12 protein-coding genes are annotated in these 13,155 nt (G+C 67.3%); 5 read left to right on the forward strand and 7 right to left on the reverse strand.

The features are described 5' to 3' along the window. Positions 1–137: 137 nt before the first annotated feature. From DMH01_RS41150 to DMH01_RS41165, 4 genes are all read right to left on the reverse strand, one after another. Positions 138–293: a nuclear transport factor 2 family protein gene (locus DMH01_RS41150; RefSeq protein ID WP_233621870.1), complete on the reverse strand. Its 156-nt coding sequence runs from the start codon at positions 291–293 to the stop codon at positions 138–140. 180 nt (positions 294–473) lie between these two features. Continuing rightward, positions 474–1,076, reverse strand: a complete 603-nt coding sequence (locus tag DMH01_RS41155) for a VOC family protein (RefSeq protein WP_125684726.1) — start codon at positions 1,074–1,076, stop codon at positions 474–476. 472 nt (positions 1,077–1,548) lie between these two features. Continuing rightward, positions 1,549–2,763, reverse strand: a complete 1,215-nt coding sequence (locus DMH01_RS41160) for a Shedu anti-phage system protein SduA domain-containing protein (protein WP_125684728.1) — start codon at positions 2,761–2,763, stop codon at positions 1,549–1,551. Between the two features lie 333 nt (positions 2,764–3,096). Then, complete coding sequence (locus DMH01_RS41165) at positions 3,097–4,671, reverse strand: amidohydrolase family protein (protein ID WP_125684730.1); 1,575 nt, start codon at positions 4,669–4,671, stop codon at positions 3,097–3,099. 90 nt (positions 4,672–4,761) lie between these two features. On the opposite strand from DMH01_RS41165, the gene DMH01_RS41170 reads away from it, so the two are divergent. Together DMH01_RS41170 and DMH01_RS41175 are read left to right on the forward strand one after the other, a co-directional pair. Then, on the forward strand, positions 4,762–5,223 hold the full coding sequence (locus tag DMH01_RS41170; RefSeq protein WP_199745819.1) for a MarR family winged helix-turn-helix transcriptional regulator: 462 nt from the start codon (positions 4,762–4,764) through the stop codon (positions 5,221–5,223). Between the two features lie 239 nt (positions 5,224–5,462). Continuing rightward, entirely contained in the window at positions 5,463–6,197 is a 735-nt protein-coding gene (locus tag DMH01_RS41175; protein ID WP_125684732.1) for a phosphotransferase family protein, read from the forward strand. A 29-nt stretch (positions 6,198–6,226) separates the two neighbouring features. Here DMH01_RS41175 and DMH01_RS41180 read toward each other — a convergent pair whose 3' ends face one another. Further along, on the reverse strand, positions 6,227–6,538 hold the full coding sequence (locus DMH01_RS41180) for a hypothetical protein (RefSeq protein WP_125684734.1): 312 nt from the start codon (positions 6,536–6,538) through the stop codon (positions 6,227–6,229). Positions 6,539–6,716: 178 nt separating this feature from the next. On the opposite strand from DMH01_RS41180, the gene DMH01_RS41185 reads away from it, so the two are divergent. Further along, positions 6,717–7,868 carry an oxygenase MpaB family protein gene (locus tag DMH01_RS41185; RefSeq protein WP_125684736.1) on the forward strand — a complete coding sequence of 384 codons (1,152 nt, stop codon included), beginning with the start codon at positions 6,717–6,719 and terminating at the stop codon, positions 7,866–7,868. 48 nt (positions 7,869–7,916) lie between these two features. Here the strand turns inward: DMH01_RS41185 and DMH01_RS41190 are convergent, their stop codons facing one another. After that, on the reverse strand, positions 7,917–10,736 hold the full coding sequence (locus tag DMH01_RS41190; protein ID WP_125684738.1) for a BTAD domain-containing putative transcriptional regulator: 2,820 nt from the start codon (positions 10,734–10,736) through the stop codon (positions 7,917–7,919). Between the two features lie 195 nt (positions 10,737–10,931). On the opposite strand from DMH01_RS41190, the gene DMH01_RS41195 reads away from it, so the two are divergent. Beyond that, positions 10,932–11,498: a hypothetical protein gene (locus DMH01_RS41195; RefSeq protein WP_125684740.1), complete on the forward strand. Its 567-nt coding sequence runs from the start codon at positions 10,932–10,934 to the stop codon at positions 11,496–11,498. 64 nt (positions 11,499–11,562) lie between these two features. On the opposite strand, the gene DMH01_RS41200 is transcribed toward DMH01_RS41195, so the two are convergent. After that, positions 11,563–11,772, reverse strand: coding sequence for a hypothetical protein (locus tag DMH01_RS41200; RefSeq protein WP_125684743.1), 210 nt, complete (start codon positions 11,770–11,772; stop codon positions 11,563–11,565). Positions 11,773–11,936: 164 nt separating this feature from the next. On the opposite strand from DMH01_RS41200, the gene DMH01_RS41205 reads away from it, so the two are divergent. Then, a complete protein-coding gene (locus DMH01_RS41205; protein ID WP_233621871.1) occupies positions 11,937–13,133 on the forward strand; it encodes a low temperature requirement protein A in 1,197 nt (398 codons plus the stop codon). The last annotated feature ends 22 nt before the right edge of the window (positions 13,134–13,155 follow it).

The following is a 13,155-nucleotide window of genomic DNA, read 5'->3' on the forward strand; positions in this document are numbered from 1 at the left end:
CCCCGCGCCAGGTCCAGGACGAGCCAGGCACCCTCCCTGACGGAGAACAGCCGGTCAAGCCGCTACTTGTTGCCGAGTGGTCAGGGTGCGGCCGGCGGAAGGTTCATGATGCCGGTGGCTTGTGCCCAGACACAACGCTACGTGTTGTTGACGCACCGGTAGCGGAGGACGACGACGTCGGTGCCGACGATGGTGTCCACGTCGCAGGTGAGCCTTAGTTCACGGTAGGCGACCCGCCCTGAGGTGAGGAGATCCAGGTGTTCGGCCTTCGCCCACACGGTGCCCGGCCACATCGTCGGTCATACCCGCTCCTGTTCACTCGTTCGGTCCTGGTCGGCGACACATGCGCCTGCAGCCAGACCAGAAGGCGTAGGGGCGGTCTCTCGCTGACGCCATCTGTGCCGATGCCGACCCCTTGATCATGGCCGTCGGCTACACCCTTTCACCATGCAGGCAATCCGGAAGTGGCCGCGTCAGCGCACCACGATCTCACCTCGGGCGGTGGCGATCCCCACGGCCGCAAGGCGGGGCTCAACGCCGACCAAGCGCAGCGGCACATCAACCTCGCCCACCCACTGCCGCACACCGGACTCATCGCCGCCGACCTCCAGGTACGTCACCCGGCTAGGCACACAGTCATGTGCTGCCTCCGCATAAGCGCGTTGCCATCCCGCTACGCGACCTGCCCGAGCGACGTCGTATTCGATGAAGAACGGCCGGCTCTGTTCAACCTCGCCAAGCAAACGCCACCGCCCGGTGTCTCCGCCGCCGCCCAACGGCTCGATTCCCAAACTCGCCGCACGGGCATCGAGATCGTCCGGCTCAACCGCCCAGGTAAACAGGCGATCTCCTGCCGCGGTGACGGCCGCCAAACGCGCCGCGGCCTCACTCGCGCCGACGTCCGTGGCGGTGACGAGTTCCAGATAAACCGGCGGGGCGAGAGGAACGACCGCATTGGCGACACCCGGAACCGGCGATCCGCCAGGCACGGTTCCCAGACCCCACTCGCGACGCAACCGGTCCGCCGCCGCCTCGAGATCGCGCACTCCCAGAAGAACATGATCAAGAAAGTTCATCCTGAAAACAGTAGCCAGCCGGCCCAGGACGTCACCACGCGCGCAGTGGGCTACGTCACGCAGGTTGGCCGAAATCCGGCAACCCCGTACGAGACAGACACAAAGCGCCCTCGCGCGACACGCCCTGCAATGGAGAGCATCGGCTCATGTCGCTGGTCGCGCGTTCACGAAGCGTCCTGCTCCGTCGAAAAGCGGGGTTCGGCTACGCGGCCAAACATGTCGGCGAGCTCGCTGAAGGGGTGCCGTGCGCGATCGGGCTGGTTGAGCGAATCTGTGTTGTGGGCTTGTCATGCCTTCCCGTCTTCCGCGTCCGGTCTTCAGGCGAGCAGAGATGACCGGAGTGGCGATGGTAACGGTGGGCGGGGAGCAACAAGAGCAAACGATCGCTCGAGTGGTCTTGATCGAGGCGTGAACCATTCATGCCCCCGTGGACCTAGTGGGGATAGTATCCGTGGTACATAGGGGCGACGAATCAATCCAGTTGGTCCTCTGTGGATCCGGCGTCCTCCTCGTCCAAGGCCATGGTTCGCTTGGCGGCCTCGATCAACTCTTGATATGTAACTACTTCGATACGGTTCAGGGTGGCGTTGTAGGTTCGGAGTGTTGCTGCGACGTCGTCTGGCTTGTATGCAGTGTTGAGAAACTTTGCATGGCCGATCAGTACGGTCGCAGAGGATCGTCGGCAGTCGATGCCATGTTCGGCCAGTATCCCCGCACGGTTCTCGTCCAAGGAGCGGAGATAATTTGCGGCCTGGGAAACCGCGCGGTGAACCTCGGGTCCCGCCGCGTAGTGGGATCGCAGTGGTTCTACCAGGTTTGACACCGAGGCTCTCTTCAGTTCGACGACATGCAGGGAGCCGTCGCCGCGCAGTAGCGGTATGTCGATCTCGTCGACTGTGGTGAGACGCCGACGAGCAAGTTCCTTCACATAACGGCCACCGAAGATCCAGGTCTGTTGCTTAAGCTCCGCATGGATGGCCCTCTCGCTGCTGTCGGGATGTTCGACAACGGCCTGAAGGCGACTCAGTGCAGCCTTCCTCTTTTGCCATTGGACTGCGCGAGCAAGAAGGTCCGAGCCTGCCATGCCTGCGATCTGCTCGACAACCTCGGGAGTAACTACTGATCGGTTTGGCGGGTCACTGAGGACGAGCTGGATGCGGTTGAGCCAAGTCAAATAGTCGGCACCGTTCTTTGGCAGCTTGACGCCGCCTAGCCGATCATCGCCTATATTCCATAGCTCCATCGCCTTGGTGACCTTCTGGAGCCAAATTCTGGCTTCGTCGACGCTCGCGCCTGGCCTGTCCTTGATGAATTCTGCGAGCAGCTCCAGAGTGCGACGTACACCAGCTTCCAGTTGCAGGCGCATAAGGTTCTCTCCAGCTTCTCTCCTGCTCGGAAAGTACCAAGTCTCGAGAAGCGACAACGGAATCTCGCCTGCGGCATACTCAGCGAAATCGGCCAGCCGGTCGCTGATAACTGTTAGGCCTAGACGCGCGGCAGCTTGTGAGGCATCTTGCAGGTAAGTGACCAGTCGCTTACCTCGCGGATAACGATGGCCGCCTGAATCGGGCCCGGATGTGGTGAACTGGATCGCCGCGTCTATTCGGTCGAGCACCTCCGCGTGAGTCGTCATGTGATGCGTCTCTTCGAGCAATTGGACGAGCGTGAAACCTGAGCGGTATCCCATCGATCAAGTGTGGCACAGTCTAACGTGCGGATATGCGCATGGGTCCCGGGACGAATTTCGTCGACTTCTCTCAGCCGGAGAAGATGTCGGAGGTCTTCTGCTTCGCAATTCCGCAGATATCACCAGTTGTGTCAGCGATCCACTACTTGAACTCGAGTGCTCCCGGCTTCACCTGGTTGTCCGGGTGCCGGCGGCAGTGGATCAGGCGCAGATTCGCTCGTAGAGCCGCTCGCCGCCCTCGACGAGGCGGTGGTCAGATCTGCTCGTGGAGTCCCTCGTCGAGGATCGTCGCCAGCTTCCGGTAAAGGGTGGCCTGATCGCCGCGATGGCCTCTCAGCTCCAGGCGAACAGGTCCTGCTTGAGGTCCATCGCCGCGAAGAGGTGATCGCGGGACGTTTCGAGTTCCCGGCGCAACCGGGGCAGGTCCGCGCCGAGCAGCCGCCCCTTCCACTTGCGCACCTCGCCGGCGACGATCACCGTCTCGACGTTGGTGCGGTCCATCAGCGACACGATCGCTCCCGGCACGCTGTTGAGCGGGGCCACGTTGAGCGCGGTGGCGTCGAGCAGGACGATGTCGGCCTCCTTGCCGGGCGTCAGGGTGCCGGTCCTGCCGTCGAGGCCGAGGTGCTTGGCACCGTTGACGGTCGCGTACCGCAGCACGTCGCGGACGGTCAGCAGTTCGGGCGTGCCCGGGGCCGGGGTCGGCCAGTTGTTCGGCGGTACGAGGTCGCCTTGGTCCAGGATCAGCTGATTGACGAGCATGCGCTGCATGGTCATCGCCGAGCGCATCTGCGTGAACGGGTCCGCGGCCATCGTCGTCTCGACGTCGGAGCTCAGCGAGGGCTCCATGCCGAGTTGCTGCATCTTGAGGATGGGCGGCGTGCCGTGCCGCATGCTCATCTCGATCGGGAAGGCCAGCGAGACCTGCGCACCGGCGTCCCGCAACCGTCGCCAGGTCCGGTCGGACATGCCGGTCATGTGGATGAACAGGTTGTCCGGCCCCACCTCGACCCCGGCGGTGCCCTGGGCGAGATCGTCGAAGACCGGCCGCATCCCCCATGAGCCGACGGAGTGCGCGGCGATCTTGAGATCCAGCTCGCGCGCGATCGCCCAGGCGCGGGTGTACACCTGCCTGCCGAGGTGGAGCTCCCCGCCCATGACCATGCTCACCAGCTGGTCGTTCGAGGAGAACCACCGGTCCCTGATGCGGTAGGCGTCCTCCGGATAGCGGGCTCCCGTGCGGCCGTCGCCCTCGAAGAACCCGAACGCCGAACGCCGTCCGGTGTCGACGAGTGCCTGGATCGCGGCGTCGGTGTGCTCGGGAGAGTGGTGGATCTGCGAGACGTCCAGCACCGTCGTGACTCCGGCGTCGAGCTGCGAAAGCCCCGCGAACAACGAGTTGATGTAGACGTCTTCCGGCCGGTAGGCCCGGGCGAATCCCTGCAGGATGTGCTCGCCGTAGTTCGGGTACGCGCTCGGTGAACCCGAGTGATCGTCGAGGAGCAGGCCGTTGGCGAGAAACGCGCGCTCCGCGGTCTCGAACAGGTGATGGTGCGTGTCGACGAAGCCCGGCAGCACGATGCGTCCCCGCGCGTCGATCACGCCGGCGCCGGTGGCGCGGATGCCGGGCCGGATCTCGACGATCCTGGTGCCCTCGACCAGAACGTCGGCGGTCGCGAAGTTCCCGACGTTCGGGTCCATGGACATCACCGCGCCGCCGCGGATGACGTAGCGGCGGCCCCGCTGCCCGCTGTCCTTCGGTGGCAGGCCACCGGAACCACTCTCCGCGGCGGCCGGGCCGGCCACGAACAAGCTCGTTCCCGCGGCGGCCACCGTGGCCCTTTTCAGGAAGTCGCGCCGCCCGGTTCTCGGAACGGGCCGCTCGTCGTCGTCATGTCGTCCGGTCATGGTGTGCCTTCCCGCGAGTGTTGAGTTGATGTGTCAACTGAAGGCTACGGCCGTGAGTTGATTTGTCAACTCGTGGGCTAGGATGACGCCATGAAGCAGCAGGGATTGACCGAACACGAGCTCCGCGCGTGGCGGGTGTCCTTTCAGATGCTGGAGCTGCTGCGGACACGTATCGAGCAGCAGCTCCAGGCCAGCAGCGGCCTGTCCAACGCCGACTACACCGTGCTCGCGTTGCTTTCCGAGGCGCCGGACGGGCGGATGCGGGCCTACGAGCTCGGCCGGGAGGCCGCCTGGGAGAAGAGCCGCATGCACCACCAGCTCACCCGGATGTGCAAGCGAGGCCTGGTCACGCGGGAACGCTGTGGTTCGCGCGGCATGGAAGCGGTGATCACGGCGAAAGGCCTCACCGCGCTCGAGCAGGCCGCGCCAAGCCACGCCCAGGAAGTCCGGCGCCTCGTCATCGACCGCCTCACGCCTGAAGAACTCGACCGGTTCGCCGGCATCGCCACCACGATCCTCGAGAACCTGCGAGCAGACCAGCCGCCCGGATAGCAGCGGCGGGCCGGAAAATCGATCAAGGGTTGAAAGTCGCGGCCGCCGGGTACCTCAAGATCCATGTGGATGGTGCTGGTGACCCCGATGGTGATCATGGCGTTCGCCCTGATCATGGAACGCGTCGAAGTGACCGTCCCGGTCGCGAGACCGCGCCTGCGGTCACGCTGAATCCATTGTGGACTCTCGGCCGAATAATCCGGCGACGTCGGTGGCCCCGTTCCTCGACAATGGCAGGCATGAACGTCGAAGTCGTCGTCGCCCATCACGAATGCGCGACCCTGCGCGTCGGCGACGTGTTCCTGAAGATCGACGCCGACCAGGCGCGTACCGGCATCGAGGTCGAGGCGATGACCCTGGCCCCGATCCCGACTCCGGAGATCCTGTGGCGCAAGCCGCCCGTGCTCGCGCTCGCCGCCCTTCCGGGTAAGGCGCTCGGCCGCCTCGGCGAGCCGTCGACAGCGTCGACGTCGGCCTGGTTCGCGGCGGGCACCGCCGTGCGGATGCTGCACGACGCGCCGCCGCCACCCCGGCCCGGCCGAAGCCCCGGCGAGTTCGCATCGCGACTCGAGGCCGAATGCGAGTGGCTTCTGGCGAACGGCGTCCTCCCTGCCGACCTGGTCACACGGAACCGCCAGATCGCCGAGGCCGCGCTCCGGCCGTGGACACCGGTGTTCACCCACGGCGACCTGCAGGTCAGCCACGTTTTCGTCGACGGTGACGAGATCACCGGCGTGATCGACTGGACCGAGGCCGCCCGGGGTGATGCCCTGTTCGATCTCGCCACCTTGACGCTCGGCCACCGGGAGCACCTCGGTGACGTCGTCGCCGGCTATGGCACCGATGTCGATCTCGACGTGATCCGCGCGTGGTGGTCGTTGCGGAGCCTGCTGGGCATCCGCTGGCTGGTCGAGCACGGCTTCGATCCGGCCGCGCCGGGCTGCGAGATCGACGTACTGAAAGCCGGTATGTGAAGCGTCCCCGAACGGTTCCCGCGGGTCTTTCAGTCGACGTCGATGTCGCCGCCGTCCCCGTCAAAGCCGCTTTCGCGGTCGGTGCGGTCGCTGCTGCTGTGCGGCCCTTCGGGGAAGCCTGCGATCGCGGCACCCATGGTCGTCAGCCCGATGGCGCAGTAGAGCAGCCCGACCAGTATGCGGGTGATATCGGCGGTGGGCTCGCCCGCGCCGTTCGTGACGGTGAGGTCGCCGGTTATGGCCAGCACGGCCAAGACCGTCACGCCGGCTCCGAGCAAAAACCCGGCCACGCGGCCCATCAGCCTCCGGAAGCTCAGAACGGGCTTCTGTCCCTTGGACATGGCGATGACGCTACGCGGACTTCACCGCCTGGTGCACCGCCAACCGGAACGCGGGTGGTGCCGTAGCGGGCGGTCCTGCGCGGCGTCACGGACAGCGAGCGCGGTCGCCATCAGATCGAGTTCGATCTTTCCCCGGACGGCGCTAGCGCGGCATTCCGGCGTGAAGAAAGCTGATCCGATGTCGGAAACGCTCGATTCGCCGGGGCTCTCCGCCCTGGAAATGCTGAAGTACCAAGGTGATCCGCTCGCGGACGCCGTCGTCGCCGAGTTGGTGGCCGAAGAGCGGACGAACGCGGTGAACGAGGTGCTGGCGCATTTCCGGGACAACGACCAGCCCATTCCGGAGGAATTGCCGGAATCGGTGCGCCGGTACCTGATCGAGACCGACGCCCCGCCGGATTGGGCGGACCTCGAGCGGGTCGCGGGTGCGTACGAATTCTTCGTCGACGACGGTGTGCACGTCGCTTCGGTGCTGTCGTTCGGGGCGATGGTGAACTGCTATGCCCAGCCACGTCCGTCTCGCGTCCTGTCGCTGACCCACCGGCTCAATCAGCCGCACCGCCGGCTGTCGGAGACCTCCCAGTTCGTGCTGAACCTCATGGGCCGCGACCCGTTCGGTTCCGGTGGCGGTTTCGTCCCCACGATCCAGAAGACCAGGCTGATCCACGCGGCCGTCCGGTATTTCATCACCCGGTCCGGTGCCTGGGATGTCGAGGCGGACGGCATCCCGCTGTGCCAGCAGGACATGCTCGGAGCACTGCTGATCTTCTCGGTGCAGGTGATCGACGGAATGCGCCGGATGGGTGTCACGGTGACCGACCGGGAAGCCGAGGACTACTACTACGTCTGGCGGGTGACGGGCGCGATGCTCGGCATTCCCGCCGAAGCCATGCCTGGAACACTGCGGGAGGCTCAAGAACTGAACGCCGAACTCGTCGAGGCGAGCTACGGCCCCTCCGCGGAAGGCATCGAACTGACCCGCAATCTTCTGCGTCTCTACGAGAACATGGTGCCGGGCAAGGCCTTCGACGGCGTGGTCGCCGCGATGGTCCGCCAGGTCGTCACCGAAGAAGTCGCCGACTGGCTCGAGGTGCCACGCTCACGCGGCTGGGGTCGCGCCGTCGGCGCGGGCGTACGGGCCATGCGGCTACTCGAACGGTCGGAGGATCGCAGCCGGGTGGCCACGGCGGTGCTCGACAAGGCAGGCGAACTGTTGCTCGGCGGGAGCGTCCGCACGCTCACCGATGGACAACCCACCGCCTTGACCATCCCCACGGACCTCCGGGAGAAATGGCTCGCCGCAGGCGTTTGCCCCGTCCGGCGGACCTGACATCGCCACCCGGGATCCGGACCGGTCTGTCCACTTCGGACGGATGGTTCAGGTCATGAGGTGCGACGAGCGTGGAACCCGGTCGGCATCAGGGTGGTTGAGGTCGTTGAGGATCGTGATGGCGTGGTTCCAGGTGGTGTGGGCGGCCTCGGTGTCGTCGGCGGCGTGGTGGGTGTTGCCGAGGTGGGTGAGTGTGCCCGCCTGGTTGTAGAGGTCTCCGAGTCGGTGGAACAGCCGGACGGCGTGCTGGTAGCAGGTGGTGGCCTGCCGGGTGGCGCCGAGATGGAGGAGGGCGTGGCCGAGGCTGTCCCAGGTGTGCGCCTCGCCCGCCTGGTCACCGAGTTCTTGGTGCAGGGTCAGGGCTTGACGGCAGTGGGAGAGGGCTTGCCGGTGGTTGTCGAGCTGGGAGTGGCACCAGCCGACCTGGTTGAGAGCTCTGGCTCGCCCGTCTTGGTGGCCCGCGGTCGTGAACAGGTCGAGTGCTTGCGTGGCATGGCGGAGCGCGTCGGTGTGACGGCTCTGCCGTTCGAACATCCAGGCGAGGTCCAAGTGGGTATAGGCCCGTCCGACCTGGTCGCCCAGCCGATCGAACAGACCGAGGGCGTACCGAAGGTCGGAGTGGGCGTCGTCGTACAGGCCCAACCGGATTTCGGCGCCCGCCAGGTCGTTGTGGGCTTGGGCTTGGGCACGGTGATCACCGAGCCTGCCGGCGGCGGCGATGGCGGCGCGTTGCGTCGCGGCCAGGTCGTGCCAGTGCCCTTGCCGTTCGAGGAAGGTCGAGAGGGACCAGGCCAACCGGGAGCCGTACGTGTCGGCCCCGGTGCCGACGGCCAGGTCGACGGCGGCCAGGAGCGCGGGATGTTCGACGGTGAACCAGGCCAGAGCTTGTTCGAGGTCAGCGGGTCGTTCGGCGGTGGTTCCGCTTTCGGGCGTGGTCGGGGTGAAAGGACGAGCGCGGTGCGGGTGGAGCCGCAAGGAGGCGGTGTGCGCGGTGTGCACGTAGTGCTCGAGCAGCCGGTGAAGCACTTCGTGCGGCGGGTCTTCGGCGGCGGAGTCGTCGGCCTGCTCGCCCGCGTAGGCGCGGAGGAGGTCGTGGAAGCCGAATCGGCCGGGAGCATGTTCGGTGAGGAGGTTCGCTCCGGTCAGCTCGGCCAGCTGCTCCAGGGCCTGCCGGAGCGGGATGCCGGCGAGGCTGGCGGCGGCCGCTGTCCCGATGTCGGAACCGGGGTGCCTGCTCAGCAACCGGAACATCCGGGCGGCCGAAGGGCTCAACGCGCGATAGGACCAGGAGAACACGGCCCGGATGTCGGTGGCCGGGTCGCCGCCGCGGAGAGTGTCCAGCGTGCTCGTCTCGTCGTGGAGCTGTGTCACCAGCGAGGCGAGCCGTAAGCCGGGGTGGCTGGTGGCCCGGGCGGCGACGATGGCCAGTGCCAGCGGCAACCGTGCGCATCCGTCGATGATCGCGGCGACGGCGAGGGGTTCGCGCTCCACTCGGTCCTGGCCGAGGCGGCGGGCCAGCAGGTCTCGCGCCTCATCTTGGGGCAGGAGGCCCACGTCCAGCGCGTGGGCACCTTCGACGGCGAGCAGGGGAGTGAGCCGGTGGCGACTGGTCACCAGGACGAGACAGCCCGGGGAGCCGGGCAGAAGCGGACGGATCTGCTCGACGTCTCCCGCGTTGTCCAGGACCAGCAACACCTGCCTGCCCGTCAGCACACTGCGGTACAGGCCGGTCAGCGCGTCGCGATCCACCGGCAGGCGCACCTCCGGCACGCCGAGGGCGCCGAGGAACCTCCGCAGCGCGTCGGCGGGGTCGAGCGGGGATCCGGCGGTGTCGAATCCGCGCAGGTTCACATACAGCTGCCCGTCGGGAAACCGTGCGGCCACTCGATGGGCCCAGTGCACAGCCAAGGCGCTCTTGCCCACTCCGGCGGTGCCGGATACCACGACGATCACCACCGGCGCGGTCTCGCCCGGCAGGATCGCCTCCAGAGCGGCCAAGGCGCCGCCGCGGCCGGTGAAGGCGCGCGCGGCGGGCGGCAACTGCGCGGGACGGGGCTCGGGTGTGCGGGGGAGGAGCAGCCGGGAGTCTTGAGCCAAGATCCGCCGGTGGATTTCGGCCAGGCCGGCGGAAGGTTCCAGACCGGAACCCTCGATGAGGACCTCACGGGCCCGCTGATACGCGCGCAGCGCGTCGGCCTGGCGCCCGGCCCGGTACAGGGCCGTCATCAGCTGGCCCCACAGTCGTTCGTACTCCGGATGGCGTGCGAGCAGCCCCTCCAGTTCCGCGATCAGCACCTCGCTCGGCCCGGTCGCCAGATCCGCTTCGATCCGGTCCTGCACGGTGGTCAGCCGGAGCCGTTCCAGTCTTTCTCCTTCGGCGTGCAGAGCCGCTATGTCGGTGAACTCGCCGTAGGCATCCCCACGCCACAGCGCCAGCGCCTCGGCCAGCCGGTCGGCTGCGGTGTCCGCATGCCCGGCGTCGAGGGCTCGTCTGCCGGCCGCGGCCAGCCGCTCGAACCGCGCCGCGTCCAGCATGTCCGGCTCCACGCGCAGCGCGTACCCAGGAGGCCGTGTCACGATCAAGTCCTCCGACCCGATGCCGGTCCGGCGCAGCGCCCCGCGGAGCCGGGAGACATAGGTGCGCGTCGTGCGGGCGGCGTCCGGCGGGGCCTGTGTCCTCCACAGGCCCTCCACCAAGGCCGCCACACTCACCGCCCGGCCGGCATCGGCGGCCAGCAGCGCGAGGACGACACGTAACCGTGGACCGCCCAGGTCCTCGAAGGCGTGACCGTTCACGGCCACTTCGAGCGGGCCGAGCACCCCGACGGCCCACGCACCGCGTGACGGTGCCCCCTCGACCTCGTCCACGGTGTCGGACCACCTCCACCCTGCTCATCGAGACATGAGCCGCGGTGCGAGGTCCAGATACGTCGAGTCGTCCGATCGGACCGGTCGGGCCGAGGACCGTCGACCAGGTGTCGACAGCCTGTCGATGGCTCCTGCCACGGTGAATCCGGGTCCGAAGATCTCGAATCAGAGGGAATACGGATGAGGGAGAACGACATGCGAAAGTCAGTGCTCGGTATCGGTGCGATGACGGCCGTGCTGGGGTTGTCCCTGGCGCCGGCGGCCATCGCGGCACCAGGATCGGCGGGGCAGGGAGGGGTCGGCACGTTCGCGTCGGTGGTGATCGGGGCCAAGCGGGTTCCGGTGGACAACCGCTTCATCCCGCCGCGGGTCGGGGGAGACGCCGAATTCGACGGGCATGGCCCGGACGTCTTCGCCAACGCGATACTGGTGGGCATCGGGTCGAACCGGTTGGCGGTCAGGATCTTCATGGACGCGATCGAAACGACGCCGGACTTCACCCGGGCGCGCGGGACATCGCCCGACTTCCTGATCTACGTGGCGCCGGCGGGCCAGTGCGTCCTGAGTGTCAGCCGGGGCGGTTACGAGGAGATCCGCTACCGCGACACCGACCACGCGGTCGACGCGTTCGGGGGCCAGGTGACGGACAGCTTCGTCAGCGGCTGGTCTTTCGTCGGGGACACCAACAGTTCGGAAGCGGGCACCAGAACGGGTGTCGCGCTGACCACCTTCAGTTTCGTGGCCAACGTACAGCCGTGCTGAAGCCGTCCCGAGCGAGGTGAGCCACGTGAGCGAGGGTCGGTACGCCGCCCCTCGCTCACCCGTGTCACCGTTCCCGGTCCTCGACCGCTTCGACGGCGCCGAGAAGACCACGGAGGTTGATCTCGTAGCGCTCGGCTTCGGTCGGGTCGAACCGCCATTCGGCGACCGGTGTGCGGGCGACCTCTTCGAAGTTGCTCGACTCGGTGATCTCCAGCTCCGCCTCTACCTCGATTTCGAGCCTGTGCAGGAACTCCTCGTTGTCCGGCGTGCTCATGTCTTCTCCCTGCGTGCGTGAATCCACTCGTCGCCCGCTGAGACAAGGCAGCCCGCCGTGGTGTGACCGGCACGGCGAAATCTCCATACCGGTCACGAACGCCGGGGCTGCGCTGTCCTGTCTCGCGACCGACCGAGTGGGGATGGAGCGAGCCCTTGACATCGATGAGCACCAGGATCCGGATCCGCGTCCGGATGAGCGCACGTCCGACCGACGAGCCGCACCGCGCGGCGAGCCAGCTGGAGCTGTTGTTCGACCTCGTCTTCGTGGTCGCCGTCGCGGCCGCGACCGCTCAGCTCGCGCACCACATCGCCGACGGCCACGCCCTGGCCGGCCTGGCCGGGTTCCTCCAGGTGTTCTTCGCGATCTGGTGGGCGTGGATGAACTTCACGTGGTTCGCGTCGTCCTACGACACCGACGACGTGGCGTACCGGCTGCTGACCATGGTGCAGATGGCCGGCGTGCTCGTGCTCGCCGGAGGAGTGCCCGCCACGGCCGCCGGCGACTATCGAGCTGTCGCGGCGGGCTATCTCGTCATGCGGATCGGGCTCGTCGCGCACTGGGTGCGGGCCGGTGTCGAGGATCCGGCCCACCGGCGGACGGCGTTCCGGTACGCCACGGGCATCACCGTCCTGCAGGCCGGCTGGGTGGGATGGCTCGTCCTCGCCGAGACGGGTGCCTTGACCCCGCTCACCCGGCCGGTGTGCTTCCTCGCGCTGGTCGCCGCGGAACTCGCCGTGCCGCGCTGGGCGGAGCGGTCCGGCGCCACCACCTGGCATCCGCACCATATCGCCGAGCGCTATGGGTTGTTCACGATCATCCTGCTCGGTGAGAGCGTCCTGGCCGCGATCACCGGTGTCCGAGCGGCTCTGGCAGCGGACGCGATCAGCGCTTCGTTCCTCACCATCGCGATCTCCGGCCTCGTGCTGCTTTTCGCCGTCTGGTGGCTGTACTTCCTGGAACCGGCGGGGGACGGGCTGCGCGATCACCGCGAGAGGTCCTATCGGTGGGGCTACGGCCACTACGGCATTTTCGCCGCGCTCGCGGCGCTCGGCGCGAGCCTGGAGGTGGCGGTCGAAAACACCGGTCACCACCTGACCGCCTCGCCACTGGTGATCAGCTACGCCGTCGCGGCCTCCGTGGGCGTTTTCCTCGTACTGCTGTGGCTGGTCCACGTGCCGATCGTGGCGGCGGCCGCCTTGCGTCCCGGCGCGGTTCTGGGCTGCGCCGCCGTCGTGTTCCTGCTCCCGCTCGCCGCGCCGTGGACCGGCGTGGCCGCCGTGGTCGCGGGAATCGCGGCGGCCTGCGTCCTGCTTGTCGCTTTCACCATCACCCGGGAAAGAAAGGGAAATCCGTCATGAGCGAGCGTGCTCGCCGGCCGGG

Origin of the sequence: Amycolatopsis sp. WAC 04182, from assembly GCF_003947465.1 — a bacterium.
Taxonomy (GTDB): domain Bacteria; phylum Actinomycetota; class Actinomycetes; order Mycobacteriales; family Pseudonocardiaceae; genus Amycolatopsis.